This is a genomic window from Bradyrhizobium sp. WYCCWR 12699 (assembly GCF_032144035.1).
GTDB lineage: Bacteria > Pseudomonadota > Alphaproteobacteria > Rhizobiales > Xanthobacteraceae > Bradyrhizobium.
This window is the reverse complement of the sequence record NZ_JAVTJN010000036.1, coordinates 713,097-736,617: the sequence shown is the minus strand read 5'-3', so window position 1 is coordinate 736,617 and position 23,521 is coordinate 713,097. Positions and strand designations below refer to the sequence as shown.

25 protein-coding genes and 1 tRNA gene are annotated in these 23,521 nt (G+C 65.0%); 16 read left to right on the top strand and 10 right to left on the bottom strand.

What is annotated here, in order from left to right:
- Nucleotides 1-191 precede the first annotated feature (191 nt).
- From RPS27_RS28375 to RPS27_RS28350, 6 genes are all read left to right on the top strand, one after another.
- The gene (locus tag RPS27_RS28375) at nucleotides 192-1,052 is read left to right on the top strand and encodes a MaoC family dehydratase (RefSeq protein WP_212068483.1); all 861 of its coding nucleotides are present in this window, start codon (nucleotides 192-194) and stop codon (nucleotides 1,050-1,052) included.
- 122 nt (nucleotides 1,053-1,174) lie between these two features.
- A complete protein-coding gene (locus RPS27_RS28370; RefSeq protein ID WP_194402750.1) occupies nucleotides 1,175-2,053 on the top strand; it encodes an SDR family oxidoreductase in 879 nt (292 codons plus the stop codon).
- Between the two features lie 129 nt (nucleotides 2,054-2,182).
- Complete coding sequence (locus RPS27_RS28365) at nucleotides 2,183-3,136, top strand: dihydrodipicolinate synthase family protein (protein ID WP_212068484.1); 954 nt, start codon at nucleotides 2,183-2,185, stop codon at nucleotides 3,134-3,136.
- Nucleotides 3,137-3,140: 4 nt separating this feature from the next.
- On the top strand, nucleotides 3,141-3,935 hold the full coding sequence (locus tag RPS27_RS28360; protein ID WP_212068485.1) for an NUDIX domain-containing protein: 795 nt from the start codon (nucleotides 3,141-3,143) through the stop codon (nucleotides 3,933-3,935).
- Nucleotides 3,936-4,016: 81 nt separating this feature from the next.
- Nucleotides 4,017-4,931 carry a DMT family transporter gene (locus tag RPS27_RS28355; RefSeq protein WP_212068486.1) on the top strand — a complete coding sequence of 305 codons (915 nt, stop codon included), beginning with the start codon at nucleotides 4,017-4,019 and terminating at the stop codon, nucleotides 4,929-4,931.
- A 121-nt stretch (nucleotides 4,932-5,052) separates the two neighbouring features.
- On the top strand, nucleotides 5,053-7,740 hold the full coding sequence (locus RPS27_RS28350; protein ID WP_212068487.1) for a PAS domain S-box protein: 2,688 nt from the start codon (nucleotides 5,053-5,055) through the stop codon (nucleotides 7,738-7,740).
- An 87-nt stretch (nucleotides 7,741-7,827) separates the two neighbouring features.
- Here RPS27_RS28350 and RPS27_RS28345 read toward each other — a convergent pair whose 3' ends face one another.
- Nucleotides 7,828-8,181 carry a GrlR family regulatory protein gene (locus RPS27_RS28345; RefSeq protein ID WP_174719379.1) on the bottom strand — a complete coding sequence of 118 codons (354 nt, stop codon included), beginning with the start codon at nucleotides 8,179-8,181 and terminating at the stop codon, nucleotides 7,828-7,830.
- Between the two features lie 247 nt (nucleotides 8,182-8,428).
- On the opposite strand from RPS27_RS28345, the gene RPS27_RS28340 reads away from it, so the two are divergent.
- Nucleotides 8,429-8,929: a hypothetical protein gene (locus RPS27_RS28340; RefSeq protein ID WP_212068488.1), complete on the top strand. Its 501-nt coding sequence runs from the start codon at nucleotides 8,429-8,431 to the stop codon at nucleotides 8,927-8,929.
- 40 nt (nucleotides 8,930-8,969) lie between these two features.
- On the opposite strand, the gene RPS27_RS28335 is transcribed toward RPS27_RS28340, so the two are convergent.
- Nucleotides 8,970-9,353, bottom strand: a complete 384-nt coding sequence (locus RPS27_RS28335; RefSeq protein WP_194402744.1) for a VOC family protein — start codon at nucleotides 9,351-9,353, stop codon at nucleotides 8,970-8,972.
- A gap of 182 nt (nucleotides 9,354-9,535) precedes the next feature.
- On the opposite strand from RPS27_RS28335, the gene RPS27_RS28330 reads away from it, so the two are divergent.
- The 3 genes from RPS27_RS28330 (at nucleotide 9,536) to RPS27_RS28320 (ending at nucleotide 11,003) form a co-directional block, all read left to right on the top strand.
- Entirely contained in the window at nucleotides 9,536-10,108 is a 573-nt protein-coding gene (locus RPS27_RS28330; protein ID WP_211419219.1) for a hypothetical protein, read from the top strand.
- Between the two features lie 172 nt (nucleotides 10,109-10,280).
- Entirely contained in the window at nucleotides 10,281-10,775 is a 495-nt protein-coding gene (locus tag RPS27_RS28325; protein WP_212068489.1) for a hypothetical protein, read from the top strand.
- Between the two features lie 151 nt (nucleotides 10,776-10,926).
- Nucleotides 10,927-11,003 (top strand) — tRNA-Arg (locus RPS27_RS28320).
- Nucleotides 11,004-11,059: 56 nt separating this feature from the next.
- Here the strand turns inward: RPS27_RS28320 and RPS27_RS28315 are convergent.
- The 3 genes from RPS27_RS28315 to RPS27_RS28305 all read right to left on the bottom strand — a co-directional run bounded on the left by RPS27_RS28315 (nucleotide 11,060) and on the right by RPS27_RS28305 (nucleotide 12,766).
- The gene (locus RPS27_RS28315; RefSeq protein WP_313754732.1) at nucleotides 11,060-12,028 is read right to left on the bottom strand and encodes a helix-turn-helix domain-containing protein; all 969 of its coding nucleotides are present in this window, start codon (nucleotides 12,026-12,028) and stop codon (nucleotides 11,060-11,062) included.
- A gap of 145 nt (nucleotides 12,029-12,173) precedes the next feature.
- On the bottom strand, nucleotides 12,174-12,308 hold the full coding sequence (locus RPS27_RS28310; RefSeq protein WP_256438969.1) for a hypothetical protein: 135 nt from the start codon (nucleotides 12,306-12,308) through the stop codon (nucleotides 12,174-12,176).
- A 170-nt stretch (nucleotides 12,309-12,478) separates the two neighbouring features.
- Nucleotides 12,479-12,766 carry a hypothetical protein gene (locus tag RPS27_RS28305; protein WP_212068490.1) on the bottom strand — a complete coding sequence of 96 codons (288 nt, stop codon included), beginning with the start codon at nucleotides 12,764-12,766 and terminating at the stop codon, nucleotides 12,479-12,481.
- A 233-nt stretch (nucleotides 12,767-12,999) separates the two neighbouring features.
- Here RPS27_RS28305 and RPS27_RS28300 point away from each other — a divergent pair, with 233 nt between their 5' ends.
- Together RPS27_RS28300 and RPS27_RS28295 are read left to right on the top strand one after the other, a co-directional pair.
- The gene (locus RPS27_RS28300; protein WP_211419222.1) at nucleotides 13,000-13,410 is read left to right on the top strand and encodes a DUF3775 domain-containing protein; all 411 of its coding nucleotides are present in this window, start codon (nucleotides 13,000-13,002) and stop codon (nucleotides 13,408-13,410) included.
- 39 nt (nucleotides 13,411-13,449) lie between these two features.
- The gene (locus RPS27_RS28295; protein ID WP_194402738.1) at nucleotides 13,450-13,911 is read left to right on the top strand and encodes a host attachment protein; all 462 of its coding nucleotides are present in this window, start codon (nucleotides 13,450-13,452) and stop codon (nucleotides 13,909-13,911) included.
- A gap of 33 nt (nucleotides 13,912-13,944) precedes the next feature.
- Here the strand turns inward: RPS27_RS28295 and RPS27_RS28290 are convergent, their stop codons facing one another.
- Complete coding sequence (locus RPS27_RS28290) at nucleotides 13,945-14,208, bottom strand: hypothetical protein (RefSeq protein WP_212068492.1); 264 nt, start codon at nucleotides 14,206-14,208, stop codon at nucleotides 13,945-13,947.
- Between the two features lie 290 nt (nucleotides 14,209-14,498).
- On the opposite strand from RPS27_RS28290, the gene RPS27_RS28285 reads away from it, so the two are divergent.
- Nucleotides 14,499-14,945, top strand: a complete 447-nt coding sequence (locus tag RPS27_RS28285; protein WP_211419225.1) for a hypothetical protein — start codon at nucleotides 14,499-14,501, stop codon at nucleotides 14,943-14,945.
- A gap of 97 nt (nucleotides 14,946-15,042) precedes the next feature.
- A complete protein-coding gene (locus RPS27_RS28280) occupies nucleotides 15,043-15,915 on the top strand; it encodes a DMT family transporter (RefSeq protein WP_212068493.1) in 873 nt (290 codons plus the stop codon).
- Between the two features lie 60 nt (nucleotides 15,916-15,975).
- Here the strand turns inward: RPS27_RS28280 and RPS27_RS28275 are convergent, their stop codons facing one another.
- Together RPS27_RS28275 and RPS27_RS28270 are read right to left on the bottom strand one after the other, a co-directional pair.
- Entirely contained in the window at nucleotides 15,976-16,281 is a 306-nt protein-coding gene (locus RPS27_RS28275; protein ID WP_212068494.1) for a histone, read from the bottom strand.
- Nucleotides 16,282-16,346: 65 nt separating this feature from the next.
- Nucleotides 16,347-17,738: a cryptochrome/photolyase family protein gene (locus RPS27_RS28270; protein ID WP_249132256.1), complete on the bottom strand. Its 1,392-nt coding sequence runs from the start codon at nucleotides 17,736-17,738 to the stop codon at nucleotides 16,347-16,349.
- A gap of 170 nt (nucleotides 17,739-17,908) precedes the next feature.
- On the opposite strand from RPS27_RS28270, the gene RPS27_RS28265 reads away from it, so the two are divergent.
- Nucleotides 17,909-19,639 carry a methyl-accepting chemotaxis protein gene (locus RPS27_RS28265; RefSeq protein ID WP_212068495.1) on the top strand — a complete coding sequence of 577 codons (1,731 nt, stop codon included), beginning with the start codon at nucleotides 17,909-17,911 and terminating at the stop codon, nucleotides 19,637-19,639.
- A 117-nt stretch (nucleotides 19,640-19,756) separates the two neighbouring features.
- Here RPS27_RS28265 and RPS27_RS28260 read toward each other — a convergent pair whose 3' ends face one another.
- Entirely contained in the window at nucleotides 19,757-20,416 is a 660-nt protein-coding gene (locus RPS27_RS28260; protein ID WP_212068496.1) for a peroxiredoxin, read from the bottom strand.
- A gap of 392 nt (nucleotides 20,417-20,808) precedes the next feature.
- Here RPS27_RS28260 and RPS27_RS28255 point away from each other — a divergent pair, with 392 nt between their 5' ends.
- The gene (locus tag RPS27_RS28255) at nucleotides 20,809-21,381 is read left to right on the top strand and encodes a hypothetical protein (RefSeq protein ID WP_211419230.1); all 573 of its coding nucleotides are present in this window, start codon (nucleotides 20,809-20,811) and stop codon (nucleotides 21,379-21,381) included.
- A gap of 35 nt (nucleotides 21,382-21,416) precedes the next feature.
- Here RPS27_RS28255 and RPS27_RS28250 read toward each other — a convergent pair whose 3' ends face one another.
- On the bottom strand, nucleotides 21,417-23,270 hold the full coding sequence (locus RPS27_RS28250; protein ID WP_212068497.1) for an alkaline phosphatase family protein: 1,854 nt from the start codon (nucleotides 23,268-23,270) through the stop codon (nucleotides 21,417-21,419).
- Nucleotides 23,271-23,521 lie beyond the last annotated feature (251 nt).

Sequence of the window (23,521 nt, the reverse complement as noted above, 5' to 3'; positions counted from 1 at the left end):
CAAGGACGCCGAAGCGAAGCTTCGGCTTTGGCGCCGGATGAGGGGTATCGCTCCGCGGAAAGACTTTCCCTGCGGAAGCAACCCCTCACCCAAACGAGTTTGCCGCACGGCTCTCGCAGCCCTCTCCCACAAGGGGAGAGGGCACTTCGACTGGCAGCGGCGCATAAGAATCCGGAGAGGAAACCAGAAAAATGTCCGCCCGATACGAAGAGCTCAAATCCCTCAAGAACCTCGGCCAAAAATACGCCTACAGCGATCGCGAGGTGATGCTCTACGCCTACGGCATCGGGCTCGGCGCAGATCCGATGGACGAGAACGAGCTCGCCTTCGTCAACGAGGGCACGTTTACGCCGCGGCCGCTGAAGGTGGTGCCGACTTTTGCCTCCGTCGCGGCGTGGGGCTCGGGGCCCGGCGAGATGAACCTCAACCGCGTCATGGTGGTCGACGGCGAACGCGACATCACTTTCCACCAGCCGCTGCCGGTGGCCGCCAACATCACCGCCGATTCCTCCGTGCTCGAGGTCTACGACAAGGGCAAGGACAAGGGCGTCGTGATCGTGCACCAGACCGTGCTGAAGAACGAGAAGGGCGAGAAGCTGGCAACGCTGGTCGCCTCGCGCTTCGCCCGCGGCGATGGCGGCTTCGGCGGGCCGAACCTGACCCAGCCCGATCCGCACAAGATCCCATCGCGCGAGCCTGACAAGACCATCGACATCACGACCCGCCCCGACCAGGCCCTGGTCTACCGCCTTTGCGGCGACCGCAACCCGCTGCATTCGGATCCCGAGTTCGCCAAGAAGGCCGGCTTCCCGCGCCCGATCCTGCACGGCATGTGCACCTACGGCATCACCTGCCGCGGCGTGCTCCAGACCTATGCCGACTACGACGCCAGCGCCTTCCGCCAGCACGTCGCTCGGTTCTCCTCGCCGGTCTATCCCGGCGAGACCGTGACCATGAACCTTTGGAAGGACGGCAACACGATCTCGTTCGAAGCCAAGGTGAAGGCGAGGGGCGTCACGGTGATCAAGAACGGCAGGACGGTGCTGGGCTAGGACTCTCTCGTGCCCTGGACGCAGCGCAGCGCTTCTTCAGCGGTGCGCTGCAGAGCCGGGGCCCAGAGTACCAGGCGAAGAAAGAGCCGGGACCCGAAAGAAGCAAACAGGGAGACGCCACCATGGGACTACTCGACGGCAAGGTTGCGCTGATCACCGGCGCGGGCGGCGGGCTCGGTGAGGCCTACGCAAAGCTGTTCGCGCGGGAAGGGGCCTCGGTCGTCGTCAACGACCTCGGCGGGCCCCGTGACGGCTCTGGCGCCGACACCTCCATGGCGCAGCAGGTCGTGGACGCGATCAAGGCCGAGGGCGGCAAGGCGGTCGCCAACGGCGCCGACATCTCCACCATGGAGGGCGGCCAGTCCGTCTTCGACGACGCCATCAAGCATTTCGGCCGTGCCGACATCCTGGTCAACAATGCCGGCATTTTGCGCGACCAGACCTTTCACAAGGCGTCCGAATCCGACTGGGACAAGGTCATCAAGGTCCACCTGAAGGGCACCTTTTGTTGCACTATGCCGGTGTTTCGCTGGATGCGGGAAAACGGCGGCGGCGTCATCGTCAACACCTCCTCGACCTCAGGCCTGATCGGCAATTTCGGCCAGACCAATTACGGCGCGGCCAAGGGCGGCATCTGGGGCCTGTCCAACGTGCTGGCGATCGAGGGCCGCAAATACAACATCCGGATCTGGACGCTCGCTCCGGGCGCGCTGACCCGCATGACCGCAGACCTGCCCCGCTATAAGGAGAACCCGGGGGCGGCGCTGGGGCCGGACGGCATCGCGCCGGCCGTGCTATACATGGTCAGCGACTTGTCGGGCGACCAGACCGGCAAGGTGCTGGGCGTGTCCGGGCCCCGCGGCGTGCGCGAGATGCGGATGATGGAGATGGAAGGCTGGAAACCGCCGCACACGGGCTGGAAGGCCCAGGACATCGCCGATCATGCCAAGGAGATCTTCTTCTCCGAGGAGCAGATCAAGATGGGCGCGCGACGGTTTTAGCCGTTGTTGTCGTTCCGGGGCGCTTCGATGAAGCGAACCCGGAACCTCGAGATTCTCAGGTGCGCAATTGCGCACCAGGGTTCCGCTCTGCGAGCCGCCCGGCAATGACGAACAAGGGATAATGGACTGATGAAACTCACCGCCGACGCCAAGGGCACTTTCGCAATCGCGCCGACGCCGTTCCACGACGACGGCCGCATCGACGAGCGCTCGATCGACCGCCTGACCGATTTTTACGAGGAGGTCGGCTGCGACGGCGTCACGGTGCTGGGCATCCTCGGCGAGGCCCCCAAGCTCGATGCCGCCGAGGCCGAGCAGGTGGCGTTGCGCTTCGTCAAGCGCGCGAAGAAAATGCAGGTGATCGTCGGCGTCTCCGCGCCGGGCTTTGCCACCATGCGCTCGCTGGCGAAGGCCTCGATGGAGGCGGGCGCGGCGGGCGTCATGATCGCGCCGCCGCCGTCCTTGCGCACCGACGACCAGATCGTCACCTATTTCAAGCAGGCGGCCGAGGCGGTCGGCCCGGATGTGCCCTGGGTCCTGCAGGACTATCCGCTGACGCTCTCGGTGGTGTTCACGCCGGCCGTGATCCGCAAGATCGTCATGGACAATCCGAACTGCGTGATGCTCAAGCACGAGGACTGGCCGGGCCTGGAGAAGATCACGACCCTGCGCGGCTTCCAGAGGGACGGCTCGCTCCGTCCGCTCTCGATCCTCTGCGGCAATGGCGGCACCTTCCTGGACTTCGAGATGGAGCGCGGCGCCGACGGCGCCATGACCGGTTACGCCTTCCCGGAGCTTCTGATCGACGTCGTGAATCTCTCCAAGGCCGGCAAGCGCGATGCCGCGCACGATCTGTTCGACGCGCATCTGCCGCTGATCCGCTATGAGCAGCAGCCCGGCGTCGGCCTGACCATCCGCAAATACGTGCTGCAGAAGCGCGGCATCATCGCCTCCAGCGCGCAGCGCAAGCCGGGCGCGACGATCACGGCGACAGCGAAGGCGGAGGTCGAGTACCTCTTGTCGCGTGTTGCCCGGGTCGACAAGCGCGCCAATCTCGGCCCGCAATCCAGCGCCGCGGGCTAGTCGCATGGCCGAAGCATCAGCATCACGCCCGGCCTCGACGATCCTCCTGCTGCGCGACGGCGAGAAGGACATCGAAATCTTCATGATGGTCCGCCATCATCAGATCGAGTTCAACTCGGGCGCGCTGGTGTTTCCCGGCGGCAGCGTCGATGCCGGCGACAAGGAGATCGTCGCCCGCGCCGACCTTTATTCCGGCGGTGAGGGTCTCAGCGAAGCAGACCGCGGTTTTCGTATCGCCGCGATCCGCGAGACGTTCGAGGAGAGCGGCATTCTGCTGGCGCGCGCGAAAGACACGGGCGCGCCTGTCGATGCCCGGCGTGCCGGCGAGATCGCCGATGCGCATCGCGTCGCGCTCAACGAGCACAAGGTCAGCTTCCTCAGTATATTGGCTGACAACAACCTCCAACTGGCGCTCGACACGCTGGTGCCTTACGCGCACTGGATCACGCCGGAGGGCATGCCAAAGCGTTTCGACACCTGGTTCTTCCTCGCCGCCGCGCCGCCCGACCAGCTCGGAGCCCATGACGGTAGGGAGTCCACCGACTCGAGCTGGCTGTCAGCGCGCGAGGCGGTGGAGGGCGGCGAGAGCGGCCGCTTCAAGCTGCCGTTCCCGACCACGCGCAATCTGATCCGGCTCGCCAAGCAGCCGAACGTGAGCGCTGCACTCGACCATGCCCGCGGCATGTCGATCGTTACGGTAATGCCGGTCATGACCAAGACCGAAACCGGCCGCCAGCTCCGCATCCCCCGCGAGGCCGGCTATGACGGCGAGGTGTTCGAGGTCGGGGCGCTCGGCTAATACACTTCGACAAGCAACGAAGTATTTTCGCCTGCGGGCGCGCTAGGTTCCGTCCATCGTGGAATGGACGGGACGCACCGAATGGACAACCGGCAGGACACCAACATCGCGGTCGAGCTGGCGCTCCTGTTGGCGCTCGCAACGCTCTGGGGCGGCTCCTACACCTTCATCAAGCTCGGCGTTGCCACCATCCCGCCGATCACGCTGATCGCGGCGCGAACCACGATCGCGGGCCTGCTGCTCCTCCTCGTCATGTGGGTGCGCGGCATCAAGATGCCGACGGATGCCGCGACCTGGCGGCGCTTCGCCTTCCAGGCCGTGCTCAACAGCGTGATTCCCTGGACGTTGATCGCCTGGGGCGAGCGCCATGTCGATGCCGCGCTCGCCACCATCCTCAACTCGGCCGGACCGATCTTCACCTTCCTGCTCACGGCCGTCGTCACCCGCCACGAGGCGACGAGCCCGCGGAAACTGTTCGGCGTGGTCGCTGGAATGGCCGGGATTCTGCTGATCGTCGGCGTCGACGCCTTTCACGACATCGGCAGCGGCCTCCTCGCGGAGGCCGCCATCGTCGCCGCCACCATCTGCTACGCCTGCGCCGCGATCTTCGGCCGCAGCTTCAAGGGCCTCGATCCGATGGCGCCGGCCGCCGGCTCGCTGCTGGCCGGGGCCGCGGTCCTGCTTCCGGCCTCGCTCGCGGTCGAGCAGCCCTGGACGCTGTCGCCGTCGCTGAGCTCCGTGCTGGCGTTGCTTGCGCTCGCATTGTTCTCGACCGCCGCGGCGTTTGCGATCTACTTCCGCCTGATCCAGACCCTGGGCTCGGTCGGCACCACCGCGCAGGCCTATCTCCGGGTGCCCATCGGCGTCGCCATCAGCGTCGCCTTCCTCGGCGAGAGCCTGAGTCGGACCGCCTGGATGGGGCTGGTCTGCGTGGTCCTCGGCGTCGCCGCCATGACCATTCCGGCCCGGCGGCTGGCGAGCGTCAAACCGTCATAGGCCGGGGGAAGAGGGCTCCGGGACCGCAATATTTGGGATAAACGGCGCCCGGAGGCATGTTCCCCCCGGGCGGCAATACGTCGTATATTGGACGCCCAGTAGCCCGGTCCTCTCATCACCAATGTCCGCCGAATTGACGCCGATCCCTGAGAAAAAGCGTACCTTCTCGCTCTCCATCGGCCAGCTCACCTTCGGCAGCTTCCTGCTCGTGCTGGCGGTGATCATCGTCACCTCGACCGCGAGCGTGATCGCGATCCGGCACATCGACTCGACCTTCGCCGAGCTGCAGCGGCTCCAGAGCGTCGGCGACCTCGCCGAGGACATCGATCGCCGCATGAACGAATTGCGCCTCGCCGCGCGCGACTTCGTCACCGATCCCGGCGCCGGCATCCAGTTCAAGCAGGTGGGTGAGGCGGCCTCGACCCTCAGCGACATCCTGAAGAAGACCCGCATCGAGCTCGCGCCCGAGCAGCAGGACATGATCGACGGGGTCACGGAACGCCTCGCGACCTACCGGACTGGCCTCGAGCGGATCTCGACCCTGATCGACCGCCGCGCCCAGCTGCTCGCCGGCCTGCCGCCGCTGCGCGACCGGTTCGATGTCGCCGTCTCCGGCACGGCCGACCGTGAGCTCGCCTCGCGCCTGTCGGAGGCGCAGAGCCGCATCGCGCTCGGGTTGCTTGCCCGCAACCCGTCCGCGGCGGAGCAGGCCGCCCAGGGCATGCGGGCACTGAACATCGCCGATGCCAGGCTGAGCTCGGCGGTGAACGATTATGCCGAGGCCATCATGGCGGTGGCCGTGCGCGAGCGGCAGATTGCCGACATCGACCGCGAGGTGCTGGGAACCGAGGGCCGGCTGATCGGCCGCGTCACCGAATTGCTGCGCGAAGTCAGCGACCGGCGCGGCCACGTGCTGTCGCGCGACTTTGCCCGGACGCTGACGGAGGCGCGCTGGCAGAGCATCGTGCTCGGCACCATCGGCGTCCTGATCGGCATCGGGGCTGCCCTGTTCGTTGTGCGCAGGACGGTCCGTCCGCTCGCCCAGATCGCACGCTCGATCCGCGCGCTTGCCGCCGGCCGCAAGGACACCTCCATTCCGTCCGCCGACCTCGACAACGAGATCGGCGACATCGCACGTGCCGCCGAAGTGTTCCGCCGCGCGCTGGAGGAGGCCGACACGGCACGCGAGGCGGCGGTGCGCGCGCTGACCGAGCAGCGCCTCGCCGAAGAGAGCTACCGCAAACTGTTCGAGGGCTCGATCGACGGAATCTACGTGACGACGCCGGCCGGCGATCTGCTCAACGCCAATCCCGCGCTGGCGCGGATGATGGGCTACGACAGCCCGCAGCAACTCATCGCCAGCATCAGCGACATCGCCCACACCATCTACGTCCATCCCGAGGCGCGCGTCGAATACCAGCGGCTGATGGCGCGCGACGGCATGGTGCGGGAGTTCGAGTATCAGGTGCGCCAGCGCAGCGGCGACATCCTGTGGCTCTCCGACAGCGCCACCGGCGTGCGGGACGAAGCGGGCCACATCGTCCGCTACGAGGGCACGCTGCGCGACATCACGGACCAGAAGCGGGCGGAAGACGCCATTGCCGAAGGCCGGCGCTTGCTCCAGCAGGTCATCGACACCGTGCCGGCGGTGATCAACGTCAAGGATCGCGACCTTCGCTACGTTCTTATGAACCGCTACATGGCGGGCATCTTCGGCATCGAGCCCGGCGACGCGCTCGGCCGCACCACGGCGGACCTGATGTCGCGCTATGGCGCGGCCAAGACCGACGAGAACGACAAGCGCGTGCTCAGCATCCGCAAGGGGCTCGGTTTCTACGAGGAGGAGTACAAGGACGTCTCCGGCAACATGCGGCAATGGCTGGTCAACAAACTGCCGCTGCTCGATGCCGAGGGCGAGATCGAACGGATCGTCACCGTCGCGCTCGACATCGGCGAGCGCAAGCGCGGCGAGCAGGAGATGCGCAAGGCTAAGGAAGCCGCCGAAACGGCGCTGCGCAATCTGCGCGAGACGCAGGCATCGCTGATCGAGGCCGAGAAGCTCGCCGCGCTCGGGCGCCTCGTTGCGGGCGTCGCGCACGAGGTCAATAATCCCGTCGGCATCAGCCTCACGGTCGCCTCCGCGCTGGAGCGCAAGACCGCGATCTTCACCGCTGAGGTCGAGCGCGGCGAGCTCCGCCGCTCCACGCTCAACGATTTCCTCAGCACCAGCCGCGATGCGTCCTCGCAGCTCGTCTCCAACCTCAACCGCGCGGCCGAGCTGATCCAGTCGTTCAAGCAGGTCGCGGCCGACCGCAACTATTCGGACCAGCGCACGTTCGATCTCGGCGACCTCACCGAGCAGGTGGTGATGAGCCTGCGGCCGGGCCTGCGCAAGCACAACCTCACGCTCAATGTCGAGTGCCAGCCTGATCTGACCATGAACAGCTATCCTGGCCCGTACGGCCAGGTGCTGACCAATCTGTTTCTCAACTCGGTGGCGCACGCCTTCCCTGACGGCCGGCCGGGGACCATCGACATCCAGGTGCGGGAATCCGGCAAGGACAATGTCGAGATCATCTTCTCCGACAATGGCTGCGGCATGTCGCTCGACGTCCGCCGCCGCGCCTTCGATCCGTTCTTCACGACGCGGCGCGACCAGGGCGGCACAGGCCTCGGCCTGCACATCGTCTACAGCATCGTCACCAACCGGCTCGGCGGGCGGCTCGATCTCGATTCCGAACCGGGCAGCGGCACGCGCATTCAGATCATCCTGCCGCGCGTGGCGCCGCTCGAGCAGGCTGCGGAATAGCTTCTGTTGTCCAAGCATAATCTCCGCTCAAACGCGTTCCGCGTTTGTCGCGAGGCAAAACCGCAGCACACTTTTCCGGATGATGCTCTAATCGGCCTCGGCGAGCTTGTGCAGCGTCGCGCCGAAAATCAGGCTGGCCTTGCCGACCAGTGCCGTGCCCGTCATCTCCGCACGGGTATCGGTGTAGGTCCCGCTGACACCGATGCCGACCGGAGCGGGGCCGCCGAACAGCGGATTGTCGTCGCCCCGCGGCGAGGTGTGCCGTTGCACTAAGACCTCGCCTTTGAAGGTGGTGTCGTCCTTCACCACGTAGCTGCCGGTGTAATAGAGGTAGGCATCGCCGCCAAGAATCTTGCCGTCGCGAAAAAGAATCACGCCGCTGCCCTTGCCGACTCGACCATCGAGCAGGGTCACGTGAATCGAATAAAGGCCGTTCTTCATAACGTCCCGCAGTCGGCCGCCATCGCCCAATGGCGCAACCGGTCCGGCTTTTATGCCAAAGCGTGTCGCCTCGCGCAACGCGGCAGTTTGCCGGCCGGCCGCCGCCGCGAGCCGTATTTGTCCCGGCTTGTGTGTGACGCCCTCATGACGGCCTGATGATGGGGCGAGGCCGGTCGTTGCGAATCAGGTTTGGCCCGCGAAATGCATAACATTTGTTGCACTGGCCGCGGGGTGCTGGAGCAAGACGATGAGCAACTGGATCGATTCCGGCGGCGATGAGCCGCGTCTGTACAGTGCGCGTCACACCAATTGCAAAAGCGAACGACGGCGCTCCGGCAGCGCAACACGCTGGCGAAGCATGACAGCAAGGCTGGCTTGCGTTTTGGCCTTGATTGCGCTCGCCGCCCCCATTGGCCATGCGCGCGATCGCGGCCAGTTCGCCAACACCAATGCGGATTTGAAAGCCTGGTTCGACGGCCTGCGCAGCGGAAAGGGGCCGTGCTGCTCCGATGCCGACGGTTCGGCGCTCTCCGATACCGACTGGGACAGCAAGGACGGACACTATCGTGTCCGCCTCCCGCGCTATGCCTCCGGCCTCGAAGGGCAGCCGCAGGAACTCGTCTGGGTCGACGTTCCCACGGAGGCCGTGATCTCCGAGCCGAACCGGGTGGGGCGCACCATGGTCTGGCCGATCTACGGCTATATGGGCGTCTCCATCCGCTGCTTCATGCCCGGCAGCATGACCTAGCCACGCCGCCGGCAACTCGTCCGGTCCGGCGCGCGCTGCGTCACGTATATTTCTGGTCGCGCTCGAGCAGCTCGATGGAGATGCCTTCGGGGCCGCGGATGAAGCAGATGCGCACGCCGGGCCGGATCGTGGTCGGCTCGCGCGTGAAGGTGACGCCCTTGGCCTTGATCTCGGCCGCGACGGCATCGATGTCCTTCACCGTCAACCCGAAATGGTCGAGGCCCTGATGCGGGTGCGGAGGCGGCGGGTTGACCGCGCCGTCGCCCTCGAGCGGCGCGATGAAGATCCTGGCACCGCCAAGGTTCACGTCGATGCGTCCCGGCGCGCGTACGATCTCGCCACCGAGGATGTCCCGCAGCCAGGCTGCGGTCGCCTCCGGATCGGGGCTGCGCAGATGGACGTGATCCCAAGTGACGACTGGCATTTCGATGGTCTCCCGATGGTCGTTCGCGATGTTGCAGCGCATGTTAGCGGCCGTGGTCGGTGATCGCCACCGTCCTCGCCGATTCGCAACTGTGCGGGAACCTTAGGTCGTCTTCCCGATTTGAGTAAGCAGTGGCCCATTCCCTCGTTCGACGAGGTTCGGCCACGATCGGTGATGCAACCATGAACGCCAGGCTCGATCGGATCGGATTGGGACGCTTTGCCGGGACCGGCGAGCGGCTGGCGCGGGCCGTCACGATCGCCAGCGTCTCATTTGGCCGCAGCCTGTTGTGGCTGCTGGCCGCCATCATCGTCGGCTGCGGCGTCTGGATGCTGCTGCCTCTGTCCAAAGGCAACAGCGCTGAGCAGGTGACGTCCGAGGTGGCCGCCGCCGAGGCAGCGCCTTCGAGCGATCCTGCAGCATCGGCATCCCCGGCGTCCGAAGCTCAGGTCCCGGCTTTGGCAGATCTTGGTCGTCTCAGGATCTCGTCGCAGACCTGGCGCCGCGGCGGTCTTGGCTCGAAAGCCCTGGTGACGTTCACGCTGCGAAACGACAATGACTATGCCGTAAAGGATGTCGAGATCGTCTGCGCCTTTGCGCGGCGGGATGGCAGCCATCTCACCGATCGCAATCGCGTGCTGGCAGATCCGGTCAGCATGAAGAGCCGCAAGACCTTTGCGCGGATTCCCGTCGGCTTCGTCAACGTAAATGCCGATCAGGCGAAATGTTCTCTGGTCGCGGCGCGCCGCGCGTAGAGGCGGCATGTTCCGGTAGCGGAAAAGTTACCCTCCGCGGCACTCCGCGACCCCTTGGCCAAAAAACCTCGCGTCGCCATTTGAACCGAACGGCTGGGCCAGGAACCAATTAAGAGATCGCCTGTTGAGGGCGGAGAGCCCACGCGGGGATGCGGGGGGCGGAGCTCGGCCAATGCCCATCTTTCGATATTTCGTCTTTGTCGGTGGAGCTTTGCTCGCACTGCTGTTCGCAGCGAACTTCGCTCTGCCATCGCAGCCGGTCGCCCAGGCCGTCGCTACGGTCAGCAATGATCAGCCGTTGATCCGGATCCGGTCCGACCGCCATCTGCCCGAGCGTGTCGTGCTCGACACCACCCAGCCTACGATTGTCCCGCCTGCGATGAAGACCGCGGCCGTCGTCGCGCCTCAGCCCGCCGATACCGCCTCGGCGGCTGCGCTCGCCGAGATGTCGGCCAAGGCGCGGGTGCGCGAGACCTTCGCCCAGTTCACACCGGAACCGAAGGCCGACGCTGCCGCGGGGAAGAAGGACGCCAAGCCGCAGGTTCAGGCGCAAGCCCAGCCGCCGAAGCGCAAGACCGCCAGGGCGCATTCGGTGCTGCAACAGCAGGACCGGCCGATGATGGTGGCGCAGCGCCCGCAGTTCGGCTTCTTCGGCAACACCTGGTAGGAACGGCCGCGCCCCCCGCCTGGAAACAAGGCGGGGAGGGCTTTTTATTGGTGAGCCTCTCTGCTAATTCCACCCCATCCGAACGCCCGTCGGCGCGCTGGCTTGCCAGCCGTCCTGCGGTGTTTCTCGGTTCTGGTCAAACGAGGCCAGGGCGCTCGTAGCTCAGCTGGATAGAGCATCGGATTTCGATTCCGAGGGTCGGAGGTTCGAATCCTTCCGAGCGCGCCAGTCTTTCCCCGCGTTCCAGATCTGTTCCGAACCGGCGCTGGGCCGGGAGGGCCGCGTCAGTCAGCCTGACGGAGATTGCCTTGCCGCCCGCGGGCGAGCGTGTCGGAGGGGGTCTCGTGGAACGTCGCGCGGTAGGCCGCGGCAAATTCACCGAGATGATGGAAGCCTTGGGCGCGCGCGCAGGTGGCGACGGTGGCGCCGCCCCCCCTGAGAAGGCGGGCGCGGGTCGCCCACAGCCTCTTGAGGCGGATGTACTGATGCAGGCTCATGCCCCGCATCTTGCTCACCGCGCCACCGAGCGTCCGGATCGAGACGCCGAACTCGCCGGCGAGATCGGCGGTATAGATCGGTGCGGTCGGATGGGCCGCGACGTAATCGTCGATCCGCTGCACGAGCTTGATCGAACGCTCGCCCTGGAGCGAGGCAGCGCGATCCGGCGTCGAATTGTTCTGAAACAAATCGTCGAGCGCGAGCAGCAGGCCTTCCTGGAGATGGGCCGCCACCTCGGTGGTCCCAAACAGGAGAGGCTGCACTGAGGCGGTTCGCAGGATGTCGAGCAGGAGTTGCCGAGTGTGGAGCAGGGCAGGTCGATTGGCACCATGGGCTCGCAAATCGTCGGCCCGATCGAACCAGCCCCGGTCCTTCATCTCGGGAGAGAAGATGATCATTGCATAATGATTGGTTTGCGGCTCGACGAAATGGCATTCGTCGTTGCCGCAGAGCGTAACGAAGAAGCGCGCATCGAGGTCCAGGCCCTTGAGGTTGACCTGGAGGTCGTCGGTCATGGACAGGATCACCATCCCGCCCGGCACCCGATAGGCGGTGTCCAGGATGCGCGCGAACGATCTCATCATGATGATGCGGCACGCGGGCAGAGAGACGACGGCGCGGGCCGCCGCGAAGTTCGAGACGTCGAGCGGGATGCTTCTGGCATCCTCCATCGTCTCGACCGGCCGAAACGCATCGACATTGGCAAAGCCGATCAGCTGAAGCGCTGAGGATGGAACGAGGGCGTCGAACAACATGATCTGGCCGGCTGCTGAAATGTGACAATCAAATGAACGTCGATGCATCGCCATCAATGGCGAAACATCGCGTTCCAGTAAATCGAATTCCAGGCCGTAGTATTGCGGACATCATGCCATGATGCCTGTCTGATCAATGTCACCGTCAACGTTCTCGGCTCATCGGCTTTCCGGACGCGAGGTCGATGAAATGCAGCCGGGTGCAGGCGGGACAGGCAAAGGACGAAAAGCTCCGTCCCTCCTGGCTCTGCTGCTTCTCCAGATGCGTCTGCACGTTCATGCCCGTCTGCGGGCATCGAAAAACGATCAGCTCGACCATTCCCGTAGAATGACGGTGCGGGCAATTTTCAGCTTTGATCTAGATCAGTTTTGGAATCGCTCCAGACGGGCGACGACCGTGCGAGACGTGATCTCGCAAAAGCGAAGGGGCCCCGAGGGCCCCTTCAGATGTTACCAGCGGCGATAGCCGCGATAGCCGTAATAACGTGGACCGTAATAGCGCGGCGCATAATACCGCGGGCCGTAATACGGCCGCGGACCGTAATACCCATAATAGTTCGGGCGCCACCAGCAGCGTCCCCAGGCATCGCAGACCATGCGGACCTGCTCGACGCCGGAGACCTGCGACGTGGCAGGCGCGGGCGCCATGGGCATGGCGGACGCCGCCGGCGACGCCGCCAGGGTACCCAACACGGCACCAGAGAGGGCTGCGGCGACGAGGCCGATCTTGAGAGTCATGATGTCTTCCTCCGCTTACGCAAGACAGGATATCGAAGTTGTTCTGATCAAATTGTGGCGGAGCCGAAATGTAATGCTGATGAACAGATCTTCAGCGAATTCGCCCGGCGAGCCAGCGTAGGCCGCATCACCATGCTTAGACCTTGATCCTGCGCAATTCGCAACTTTGCCTCGGCTCATAGTGTTGTTGCGTGGCAGCAGCATGGTGCGTGCTGCCGGGCAAGGTGAACTCGATGCGAGTCATTCCAAATCTGTCGATCTCGCCGGAGAAAGTCTTCTTCGTCATCTCGAAATCGCGCCGGTCCGACGTCGAGGCGGCCGGAGGTGGCGTCATCCTGGAGTTCGGCGACGACGACATGAGCTATGGCCGCGGCGGGCGCGGCGACACCACCGACCGTGCGGAGCTCGCGGGCTTCATCCGCGATCTCAATGTCGACGAGCAGATCGACCTCGTGGCGCTGACCTGGCTTGGTCGCGGCGACGGCGATCTCTCCAATTGGCGCGAATTGCATACCCAGGCGGCGCAGGCCCACAACCAGCGCACCGCTTCCTACCTGATCGGCACGCCTATGCTCGCCGATTACCTGGAGGAGGCGATGGCGCAGTTCGGCAAGTCCTTCGAGGAATTCGAAGAACATCTCTGATGCCGGACGCGGCGTCCGTAAGTTTCAAGGAGAGTTGCAATGGATAAAATGAGAATCGACAAGGGCGATTGGCTGGTGGTGTGCGACGGGCGCAAGGCGCTGATTCTGGAAAACCTCGGCGACGAGATGTTTCCGAACCTTCACACCAAGGAGGTGCACGAGCAGCCCAATCCCTCGACCAGTGCGCAGGGGACCGACGCGCCGGGGCGCCTGCATGCCGCGGCCGGCGGCGTCCGCAGCTCCGCCGAGCAGACCGATTGGCACGACGAGGCCGAGCGCACCTTCCTGCGAAACCTGGCCGGCCGGCTCGATGCCGCCGTCAGTTCCGGCGAGACCACGGCGCTGACCATGGTGGCCTCACCGCGCGCGCTCGGCATGATCCGCGCCGATTATTCGGACGTCGTGCGCAAGGCGATCCAGAATGAGGTCGGCAAGGATCTCGTCAAGCTGCCAGTCTACGAGATCGAGAAGCAATTGCTGCTGTCGGGCGCCGCCAAATAGGGGCGTCCCGACATTGGCCGGCGCCGGCGTCCCTCAGTAGCAGGGGTGCCGGCGGCGGTCCTGGCCGACATAGGCGGCCGCGCCCTGGTAGCAATGGTTGGTCGAGGGCCCGTCGTAAAAGGCGAAGGTGCCGGGGGTGATGCCGGGCCCGTAATTGTGGATATAGCTGATCGGGTAGGGCAGCGGGTTGGTGTAGGCGCGGTAGTGCCGGTGATGGCCCCGCGCCTCGGCCAGGCCAGGGGCTAGAATGGCGGCCGACAGGGCAGCAATTGCGGCGACTAGCGTCAACTTGCTCATCTCGATTCTCCGGACCCGCACGAATAAGTCCATCATCTATAGCCATTTCGAACCGCCAGGGCACCCGTCTGGCCCCCCGAAATCGGGGCTGATCCCGCAGATTCCCGGGCCGGTGTGACAGAATTGCCGGGTATGGCCGCCAAGCCTGCCCATTTTTGGCCTTTTCGGGATGCTTAACGAATTCCCCACACAAGTATGACCAAAGACTATTCGGTTAAGAATCCTGTCGCCGGCCCTCGGGGCTCCTTCGAGGCCGGTACGTTCCTGAAGGCTTTCGCCGTCACCTTGCCATGCGCATCACGCTCCTGAGCCTTATGTTGCTCTGCCTCGCCGCCGCCACGCCGGCGCGGGCCGAGCTGCATATCACCCGCGACCACGGCGGCTATGTCGAGGAATACAAGGCCAAGTACAAGCGCGTCCGCGAGAAGGGCGAGCGCGTCATCATCGACGGCATCTGCAATTCGGCCTGCACGCTGGTGCTCGGCATCGTGCCGATGAACAAGATCTGCGTGACACCGCGCGCAAGCCTTGGTTTCCATCAGGCCTATTACGACAAGGCCTTCACCTTCGGCATCAAGGTCACCAGCTCCGAGGGGACGTCCGACCTGATGTCCTACTACCCCGACACGGTGAAGGACTGGATTCGTCGCAATGGCGGGCTCACCACCGACATGAAAAAGATCAAGAACGGCGTCGAGCTCTGGAAAATCATCGACCCCTGTCCGGAAGAGTGGTGAGCCGCTAGGCTGAGCCGCCACCGTCCGTCGCAGCGCAGCATCATCAGGACCAAATTCGCATTGCCGCATGGCCCCCGCTGGGGCAATGAGAGCGGCAATGAACCATAATCAAGAAGCCCTGACCGCCCGTGCCGCGCCGATCCTGTTCGTCCTGCTCTGGAGCACGGGCTTCATCGGCACCAAATACGTCGTCAACAACGCCGATCCCTTGACCTATCTCGCCATCCGCATGGCGATCGTGGTCGGCTTGATGGCGATCATCGCCGGCCTCGCACGGCCGAAATGGCCCGATCGCGCCGGCATTGCGCACAGCGCGGTCGCCGGCATCCTGGTCCATGGCTTTTATCTCGGCGGCACCGCGATCGCGATCGCGCATTCGATTCCCGCCGGGCTCTCCGCGCTGATCCCCGGCCTCCAGCCGATCCTGACCTCGACGATTGCCAATCGCTGGCTCGGCGAGCGGGTGACGCCGATGCAATGGGCCGGGCTCGTCCTCGGCCTCGGCGGCGTGGTGATGATCCTGCACAACCGTCCCATGACGGGGGAGGCCGGGCTGGGCTGGCTCGCCTCGGTGGTTTCGCTGATCAGCATCACGCTCGGCACGCTCTATCAGCGCCGCTACTGCAACCAGATCGACTGGCGCGCCGGCAATCTCGTGCAATATGTCGCCGTCACCATTTTCTTCGCGATCGGGGCCTTTCTGTTCGAAGACCGCGTGGTGCACTGGACGCAGGAGTTCGTGCTCGCGCTCGCCTGGCTCGCGGTGGCGCTCTCGATCGGATCGATCGGGCTGCTCTATTGGCTGATCCGCCACGCCGCGGCGACTTCGGTCGCGAGCCTGTTCTATCTGGTGCCTGCCGTGACGGCGCTGATGGCCTACATGCTGTTCGGCGAGAAGCTCGATGCGCTGGCGATCGCCGGCATGGCGATGTGCGCCGCTGCGGTGTTCGTGGTCAACCGGCGCGTCTAGCGCGGTGAGGACAGGTCTCCGGACGCGCTCGCATCCGGAGACCCGGTCTGAGCGCCGCGATCAGCGCTTGCCCTTCTTGGCCTTCTTCTTTGTCTTTGGAGCTTTCTTTGCAGCTTTCTTGGCGGTCTTTTTGGCCGCCTTCTTCGCGGATTTCTTGGTGGCCTTTTTGGCGGCCTTCTTCGAACTCTTCTTCGGGGCCTTCTTGGCCTTCTTCTTGGAAGCCTTCTTCGGCGCTACTTTCTTCGCGACCTTCTTGGCGGCTTTCCTGACCTTCTTGACGGCGGTGACCGCCGCTTCCTTGGTCGCTTCCACGGCTGTGGTGATCGTCTCCATCGCCTGTTCGGTGATCGGCTTGTCGTCGTCCATGTCGTCCCCCACGGTTGTATGGAGCGATGACGATAGCGCGTTTCATATTTGTGTCAAAGCAACGCTCAACCTTTGCGGATCTTTGCGTAGGCGGCGAGCGCACGTTCGCGTCCTCTCGCGTGATCGATGATCGGGTGCGGATAGGTCTTGCCGAGTGTGATGCCTGCGCTCGCAAGCTCGATCGGCGTGGCCTGCCAAGGCTGATGGATCAGCTTGGCCGGCATCTCTTGCAGCTCCGGCACCCAGCGCCGGACATAGGTTCCATCCGGATCGAACTTCTCGCCCTGCAGCTGCGGATTGAATACGCGGAAATAGGGCGCGGCGTCGGCGCCGCAGCCGGCGACCCATTGCCAATTGGCGGGATTGCTGCCGGCATCCGCATCGACCAGCGTGTCCCAGAACCAGGCTTCGCCCTCGCGCCAGTCGATCAGGAGGTGCTTGACCAGGAAGGACGCCACGACCATCCGCACCCGGTTGTGCATCACCCCGGTGTGCCAGAGCTCGCGCAGGCCGGCGTCGACGATCGGATAGCCGGTGCGGCCGCGCTGCCAGGCGGCGAGCGCCTTGGCGTCGCGTTTCCACGGGAAGCCGTCGAAATTCGTCTGCAGGTTTGCGCTGGCGAGGTCGGGATGATCGTGGAGGAGGTGGCGGCAGAACTCGCGCCAACCGAGCTCGCTCAGGAACTTTTCGACGCCGGGGCCGAGTGCCGGATCTTCGTCCGCGGCGAACCGCGCGGCATGCCAGACCTGGCGCGGGCTGAGCTCGCCGAACCTCAAATGCGGCGACAGGCCCGAGGTGCCTTCGCGATCCGGTCGATCGCGGTCGCCGACATAGCCGCGCACGGCATGCCCAAGGAAGTCGCGCAGGCGCGCACGGGCGGACGCTTCGCCCGGTGTCCACATCTCGCGCAGGCCGCCCGCCCAATCCGGCTTGGCCGGCTCGAGCTTCCAGCTCTCCAGCCTGTCGCTCGCAACCATCGCAGCCGGGCGAAGCTCCTTCGGTGCCGGCAAGGGCTTGGGCGGATCGCCGAGCGACAGCACGCGCCGCCAGAACGGCGTGAACACGCGCAAGCCGCGGCCCTCCTTGGTGCGGATGGCCGAGGGCGGGACGAGGAGATCGCCAGGGAAGCTCTGCGAGTCCACGCCGAGCCTCGCCAGTGCCGCCTCGAGCTGGCGCTCGACGGCCTGATGCGGCGCCTGCGTAATCCCATTCCAGAAGACGGCGCGGGCGCCGCTTTCGCGGACCAATTCCGGGATCACCCTGGCCGCCGGTCCCCGGCGCAGCACCAGCCATCCGCCGCGCGCAGCGATCGCTGCGCCGAGCGCCCGCAGCGACTGCGCCAGCCACCAGCGCGTTGCCCCGCCGGGTGGGCGCGCGACGCTGTCGTCGAGGACATAAAGGCAGACCACCGGTGCGCCGGCTTTAGCGGCGGCGTGCAGGGCGGGATGGTCGGACAGGCGAAGATCGTCGCGAAACCAGACGATGATGGGCGGCACGCTGGGCGGGGTCAGGAGTGTCCTCGTTTACGATTTGGAAAGCATGCCGGCCCCCGGCGGTATGAACCGTCGTTAATGGGACCGTAAGGGCGTTGCACGAATATGCAGGAATTACGGGGGTAGTTCCATTCATGTCCAACGTTTTGACTGGAAAGTTGTTGCCGCAGTTCAAGCTCGGCACCAAGGCGGTTCTGTGCGCCGTGCTGCTGATCGCCGTGAACACGGCGCTCGTGGTCGGCGCCGGCTATTGGTCGCTGACCTCCGCCTTCAACGATCGCGCATTGCGCGACATCGAGGTCAATCTGCGCACGCTGGCGCTGGCCTTCACCGAGATCGTTCCGGCCGCCAAGATCACGATGCGCGATGGCGCGGTGGTGCGCGCCGAAATCCCTGCGATGCCCAGCTTTACGGACCACGCTATCGTCGATCGCGCGGTGTCCTATGTCGGCGGCAATGCGACCCTGTTCGTGTACGATGATGCCAGCGGGCAGTTCGTCCGACGCTCTACCAACGTGAAAAAGGAAAATGGCGACCGCGCCGTCGGCACCCAGCTGGCAGCCGACCATCCGGGGCAGGCGCCGCTGCGCCGGGGCGAGCCCTATAAGGGGCCGGCGACGCTGTTCGGCAAGACATTCATGACCGCCTATTTCCCGATCGCGGACGGGGCCGGCAAGGTCGTCGGCATTCTCTATGTCGGCATCCCCATGATCCAGTACGAGAGCATGCTGGCCCACGCCATCGAGAGCATGGCCGCGGCCGCCGGCCTTGCCGCGCTTCTGGTGCTGGTCCTGACCCTGCTGGTCGTGCGCCGCGTCACCCGGCCGCTCACCTCGGTCACGCGCTCGCTCACCGCGCTTGCCAACGGCCAGAGCGACGTCGCGATCGAATGCGAGGATCGCGCCGACGAGATCGGCGAGATCGCCCGCACGGTCGCGGTGTTCAAGAGCAATTCGCTGGAGCGCGCGCGCATGCGCAGCGAGCAGGCGGCGGCCTCGGCCGCGGCGGTCGAGCAACGCAAATCCGACCTGCGCAATTTCGTCGAGGAATTCCGCGGCAGCGTCGGCGGCATCCTCGACAAGGTGCTGACCTCCTCCAGCGAATTCGAGCGCGCGGCGCGTCAGCTGACCGACGTCGCCCGCTCCACCGCCGATCTGTCGGCGCAGTCCGCCGGGGCTTCCGAAAATGCTTCCGAACACGTGCGTTCGGCCGCATCGGCCTCGGACGAACTGTCTCAATCGATCTCCGAGATCGCCCGGCGCGTGCAGGAATCCAACCAGATTTCGGCCGAGGCGGTGCAACAGGCCGAGGCAACCGACCAGCGCATCGCGCAGCTGTCGGAGGCCGGCGCGCGGATCGGCGACGTCGTCAAGCTGATCACCTCGATCGCCGAGCAGACCAATTTGCTGGCGCTGAACGCCACCATCGAGGCCGCGCGCGCGGGCGATGCCGGCCGCGGCTTCGCGGTGGTGGCTCAGGAGGTCAAGACGCTGGCTGGCCAGACCGCCAAGGCGACTGACGAGATCTCGAACCAGATCGCCAGCATGCAGCTCGCAACCGAGGAATCTGTCGCCGCCATCAAGGCGATCAGCCAGACCATCGAGCGCATCAGCGGGATTGCCGGCTCGATCTCGGCTGCGGTCGAGCAGCAGAAAAGCGCAACCCACAACATCGTGGCGAGCGTTCGCGCGGCGGTCTCAGGCACGGCCGATGTCGCCGTCAATGTCCGGCATGCGGCCAAGGGCGCCAGCGACACCGGCGAGACGTCGAGCCGGATGTTTGCCTCGGCCCAGGCGCTGTCGGGCGAAAGCCTGCATCTGAAGGCAGAGGTCGACGGTTTCCTCGATCGCGTGCGGGCGGCGTAATTCAGCGTTGTCATCCCGGGGCGGTCCGCAGGACCGAACTCCGGTGCGCAATTGCGCACCAGAAGGATCTCGAGATTCCGGGCTCGGTCCTTCGGACCGCCCCGGAATGACTATCGACTATTTCGGCTGCGGCACGATGCGGATGTAGGGCTTCGGCTCCTTCCAGCCCTGCGGATAGATCGTCTTGGCCTCGTCGTTGGAGACCGAGCCCGCGATGATGACGTCGTCGCCCTGCGACCAGTCGGCCGGGGTGGCGACGCGATGCTTGGCGGTGAGCTGGAGCGAGTCGACGACGCGCAGGATCTCCTGGAAGTTCCGGCCTGTGGTCATCGGATAGACCAGCACCAGCTTGATCTTCTTGTCCGGACCGATGATGAAGACGTTGCGGACGGTCTGGTTGTCGGCGGCAGTGCGGGTGAGGGGATCGCCCGAGATGGCGGCCGGCAGCATGCCGTAGAGCTTCGAGACGTTGTAATCGGTGTCGCCGATCATCGGATAGTTCGGAGCTGCGCCCTGCGTCTCCTTGATGTCTTCCGACCATTTGGCATGGCGGTCGACCGGATCGACCGACAGGCCCATCAGCTTGACGCCGCGCTTGTCGAACTCCGGCTTCAGCTTGGCGAGGGCCCCGAGCTCGGTCGTGCAAACCGGTGTGAAGTCCTTGGGGTGCGAGAACAACAGCGCCCAGCTGTTGCCGATCCAGTCGTGGAATTTGATCTTCCCTTCGGTGGTCTCGGCTTCGAAGTCGGGTGCGGTGGCGCCGATCGGAAGTGTCATGATCTTACCTCATCGTATTGAATTAACTGGCGAATTCTCGCAGGTCGTCCTGCTCAGTATAAGGGCCTTGCAACGCCAAGTGAACGGCAACTGAACCCGCTCAAGTAAAATGTGAATTCCTTGCCTGAAGGCCCGATTTTCTAGCAACTTATTGTTACAGCCGCACCTGCGGCGAAACATCCCCACCCGGGGTCACACGGTCTCGCTCGCCCCGATTATGCCTTTTATGACTTCCATCACGCTCGCCCGGCGCGTCCTAGAACCGAAACGGTCCTGACAGCGACCAATTGGCAACCATCTAGAAAAGTCGCGATCCCCGTATCGAATCGTTAACCACCCCTTTACGCCGGCATGAAAATGCTGGCCGATCAGAAGAAGTCTGGAAGTGAACTATGTCTGCCGCTGCGCCTAAATCTGTCGAGTCGCCGTCCCTCGAACCGTCCTGCCGCGATACCGCGGCCCACGCACTCTCCATCGTGCGCGACGGCGTGATCACCGGCGAAGGCCCGACCACCAAGGGAAGGGTGCATTTCTCCCGTTCGCTGGATGCCGATGACACTGCCTGGTGCACGCGGATCCTGACCGCGACCGCCGTCAACGATCAGCCGGTCAGCCGCGCCGAGGCCGAGATCCTGTTCGAGATCAACGAGGCCGCAACCGAGCGCACCGATGCCGGCCGGTTTGACGATTTGCTCGCCAAGGCCGTCGCCCATTATGCCGCAAGCGCATCGGGCCTGAAGGTGCCGCCGCGCAGCGTCGCGCTGGCGGCCGATACCGAGATCGAGAGCTGGGCGCCGTCCTATGCCTCCAAGGTCAACAGCGAGATGCTGGAGTGGATCGCCGCCCAGATGCGTGGCAAGCGCCACAACAACCGTCGCCTGATGGCGATGGTGGCGACGTTCCTCGGCGCCACCGCGCTGCCTCTGGCAGGCCAATTGCCGAACGTGTTCGATATCGGGATGTAACGTCTCAGCGTCTCTGACGAGATCGAACGGCGGGGTTATTTCCCCGCCGTTTTTTGTTTGCCGGCGTCCGGCTCAAGGCCGAGCGTGCGGCCCGGGAAGCCGGCGGCGTCGAAATAACGCTGGCTGCCGACGCGCTGGAAGTTCAGGACGGTGGTCAGGCCGCCCTCGGCCGGCTTGGACTTCAGCGTGCCCGCATAGGCCTTCGGCACGGGACCGTTGGGCATGGCTTCCGACATCACGCGGCCGACCAGCTCTCCCTTCTGCGTCGCGCGCAGGCCCATCAGCCGGGCGGCCGTCATGCCGACATCCGCATTGCTGACCGGCAGCTCGTCGACGAAGCCGGCTTTGAAATCCGGACCGATCGCGGCCATGAAGTTCATGGTGTCGCCGCGGCTGAAACTGCCATGCATGCCCTGGCCCTGGCGCAGCACGGTGTCGGCGACCTGCACCGAGCAATTGGTCGGCGCCTCGCCGCAATCGCTGGCATAGGAGCGGAAGTTGACGACGATCGACGGGGTCGGCGTCGCGGCCTTGCCGCGCAGATTGAGGCTCGACAGCGGCAGCGTGCCGGGGAAGCGGCCGAGCGAATCGTCGACGAACAGGCCGGAGACGTAGTCCTGCGCGAGCAGCGCCTTGATGGTCTTCTCCGCCAGCTTCTTGTCCTTGTTCGGGAGATAGACGAGGTCGGAGCCGCCATTGGTGGCGACGACGAGATCGGGCTTCTCCGGATCCTTGCCGAGCACGCCGTTGCCGGCCTTGGGATGCTTGTTGCCCTCGATCTTCGCGTTCTTGTCGTTGGGGTCGAACAAGGGGAGATCGAGTGCCTTGGCGAGATCGAGCGCCAGGAAGCCCATCGGCAGGAAGTCTGCCGGCGTGTCGTCATAGCTGACCTTGGCCGAGGCGCTGGTCTTGCTCTCCTTGGAGATGGTGGAGAAGCCATGGTCGGCCGACACGATGATGTTGGTCGAGGCGGTGAGCCCGAGCTCGTCGAGCGCCTTGCGGAGCTGGGCGAGGTTGGTGTCGGCGTTTTTGATGCCGGCCATCGAGGTCGGACCGTTGATGCCGGGCTTGATCTGGTTGAGGCTGTCGCCGGTGTTGTGCTGGCTGCCGTCGGGATCGCGCGACCAGAACACCAGTACGAACGGCTTGTTGCGCGCCTTGAACATCGGCAGCACCACCTTGGCGGCGACGTCGGCGAAATAGGCCTGCTGCGCGACGTTGGCGGACGTGGTGCCGGGCGTCTTGGCATCGCCCGCCTTGGCATTGTCGCCGCGCGGCGGCGTGGTGGTGGGCAGGCCCGCCTTGGTGAGGGCGTCCTTCACCTCGTCGGACAGCGCCACGCCGATCTTGCCGCCGGTGGCGTCGTCGAACACGATCGAATGCAGGCCGGGCTTTTCGGGCTTGTCGGTGTGGTCGAACTGATAGGTCGGACCATGCTTGCCCAGCGCGGCGGTGCTGTAGCCCTTGTCGCGCGCCAGCTTCAGGAGGGTGTCCTCGTTGAGGTAATTGCCGCTAAAATGCTCGTCGATATCGCCGAGCACGGCGTCGTTCTCGATGAAGGGGACGACCGTATTGCCTGCCGGAACGGAGGTGTAATTGGTCCAGATCGTGTTGGAGAACACGCCGGTGTCGCCGAGATAATGGCCGGTCGACATCGCCGAGCCGTTGGCCATGGTGAAGGTCGGGAACAGCGAGTGCGAATTTTTGAAATTGACGCCCTTGTCGCGGACCTCGGCCATGGCGGGCGCCGTGTCGGGATTGACCTTCAGCGCGCGCAGGCCGTCCGGAATGAACAGGATCAGATTGCGGGGCGTGTTGTTCTGGGCGGAGGCAAATCCGTTGGACAAGATTGTCAATCCAGCGGACAGCAACAGCAGTGAACGGCGCATCAAATCTCTCCCTGCGGTGAGGCGGCACGGCCGCAACCCGCGGCCCCGGCTTCGTTTAGTTTCGCTGCATGACGGTTGTGTTACAAGAGCTGAGAGCCATGCAAGAGGGCTGGGGAAGGGGCTTGGTCTCGTGTCCCGGACGCGCTGCAACGCCCTTCGCGCTGCTGCGCGGAGCCGGGACCCTGCAGGCTGCACGGCCCGCTACAACATGGGCCCCGGCTCGGCAGCGCACCGCTGAACCGGACGATGCT

Excerpts from the sequence above, each read along its gene's own strand:
- RPS27_RS28355 (WP_212068486.1), top strand. The coding sequence starts at position 4,017 with ATGGACAACCGGCAGGACACCAACATCGCGGTCGAGCTGGCGCTCCTG.
- RPS27_RS28325 (WP_212068489.1), top strand. The coding sequence starts at position 10,281 with ATGCCCATCTTTCGATATTTCGTCTTTGTCGGTGGAGCTTTGCTCGCA.
- RPS27_RS28250 (WP_212068497.1), bottom strand. The coding sequence starts at position 23,270 with ATGCGCCGTTCACTGCTGTTGCTGTCCGCTGGATTGACAATCTTGTCC.
- RPS27_RS28290 (WP_212068492.1), bottom strand. The coding sequence starts at position 14,208 with ATGAGCAAGTTGACGCTAGTCGCCGCAATTGCTGCCCTGTCGGCCGCC.
- RPS27_RS28285 (WP_211419225.1), top strand. The coding sequence starts at position 14,499 with ATGCGCATCACGCTCCTGAGCCTTATGTTGCTCTGCCTCGCCGCCGCC.
- RPS27_RS28345 (WP_174719379.1), bottom strand. The coding sequence starts at position 8,181 with ATGAAGAACGGCCTTTATTCGATTCACGTGACCCTGCTCGATGGTCGA.
- RPS27_RS28340 (WP_212068488.1), top strand. The coding sequence starts at position 8,429 with ATGAGCAACTGGATCGATTCCGGCGGCGATGAGCCGCGTCTGTACAGT.
- RPS27_RS28300 (WP_211419222.1), top strand. The coding sequence starts at position 13,000 with ATGCGAGTCATTCCAAATCTGTCGATCTCGCCGGAGAAAGTCTTCTTC.
- RPS27_RS28370 (WP_194402750.1), top strand. The coding sequence starts at position 1,175 with ATGGGACTACTCGACGGCAAGGTTGCGCTGATCACCGGCGCGGGCGGC.
- RPS27_RS28375 (WP_212068483.1), top strand. The coding sequence starts at position 192 with ATGTCCGCCCGATACGAAGAGCTCAAATCCCTCAAGAACCTCGGCCAA.
- RPS27_RS28305 (WP_212068490.1), bottom strand. The coding sequence starts at position 12,766 with ATGACTCTCAAGATCGGCCTCGTCGCCGCAGCCCTCTCTGGTGCCGTG.
- RPS27_RS28330 (WP_211419219.1), top strand. The coding sequence starts at position 9,536 with ATGAACGCCAGGCTCGATCGGATCGGATTGGGACGCTTTGCCGGGACC.
- RPS27_RS28255 (WP_211419230.1), top strand. The coding sequence starts at position 20,809 with ATGTCTGCCGCTGCGCCTAAATCTGTCGAGTCGCCGTCCCTCGAACCG.
- RPS27_RS28335 (WP_194402744.1), bottom strand. The coding sequence starts at position 9,353 with ATGCCAGTCGTCACTTGGGATCACGTCCATCTGCGCAGCCCCGATCCG.
- RPS27_RS28310 (WP_256438969.1), bottom strand. The coding sequence starts at position 12,308 with ATGAACGTGCAGACGCATCTGGAGAAGCAGCAGAGCCAGGAGGGACGG.
- RPS27_RS28360 (WP_212068485.1), top strand. The coding sequence starts at position 3,141 with ATGGCCGAAGCATCAGCATCACGCCCGGCCTCGACGATCCTCCTGCTG.
- RPS27_RS28315 (WP_313754732.1), bottom strand. The coding sequence starts at position 12,028 with ATGTTGTTCGACGCCCTCGTTCCATCCTCAGCGCTTCAGCTGATCGGC.
- RPS27_RS28350 (WP_212068487.1), top strand. The coding sequence starts at position 5,053 with ATGTCCGCCGAATTGACGCCGATCCCTGAGAAAAAGCGTACCTTCTCG.
- RPS27_RS28280 (WP_212068493.1), top strand. The coding sequence starts at position 15,043 with ATGAACCATAATCAAGAAGCCCTGACCGCCCGTGCCGCGCCGATCCTG.
- RPS27_RS28260 (WP_212068496.1), bottom strand. The coding sequence starts at position 20,416 with ATGACACTTCCGATCGGCGCCACCGCACCCGACTTCGAAGCCGAGACC.
- RPS27_RS28275 (WP_212068494.1), bottom strand. The coding sequence starts at position 16,281 with ATGGACGACGACAAGCCGATCACCGAACAGGCGATGGAGACGATCACC.
- RPS27_RS28365 (WP_212068484.1), top strand. The coding sequence starts at position 2,183 with ATGAAACTCACCGCCGACGCCAAGGGCACTTTCGCAATCGCGCCGACG.
- RPS27_RS28265 (WP_212068495.1), top strand. The coding sequence starts at position 17,909 with ATGTCCAACGTTTTGACTGGAAAGTTGTTGCCGCAGTTCAAGCTCGGC.
- RPS27_RS28295 (WP_194402738.1), top strand. The coding sequence starts at position 13,450 with ATGGATAAAATGAGAATCGACAAGGGCGATTGGCTGGTGGTGTGCGAC.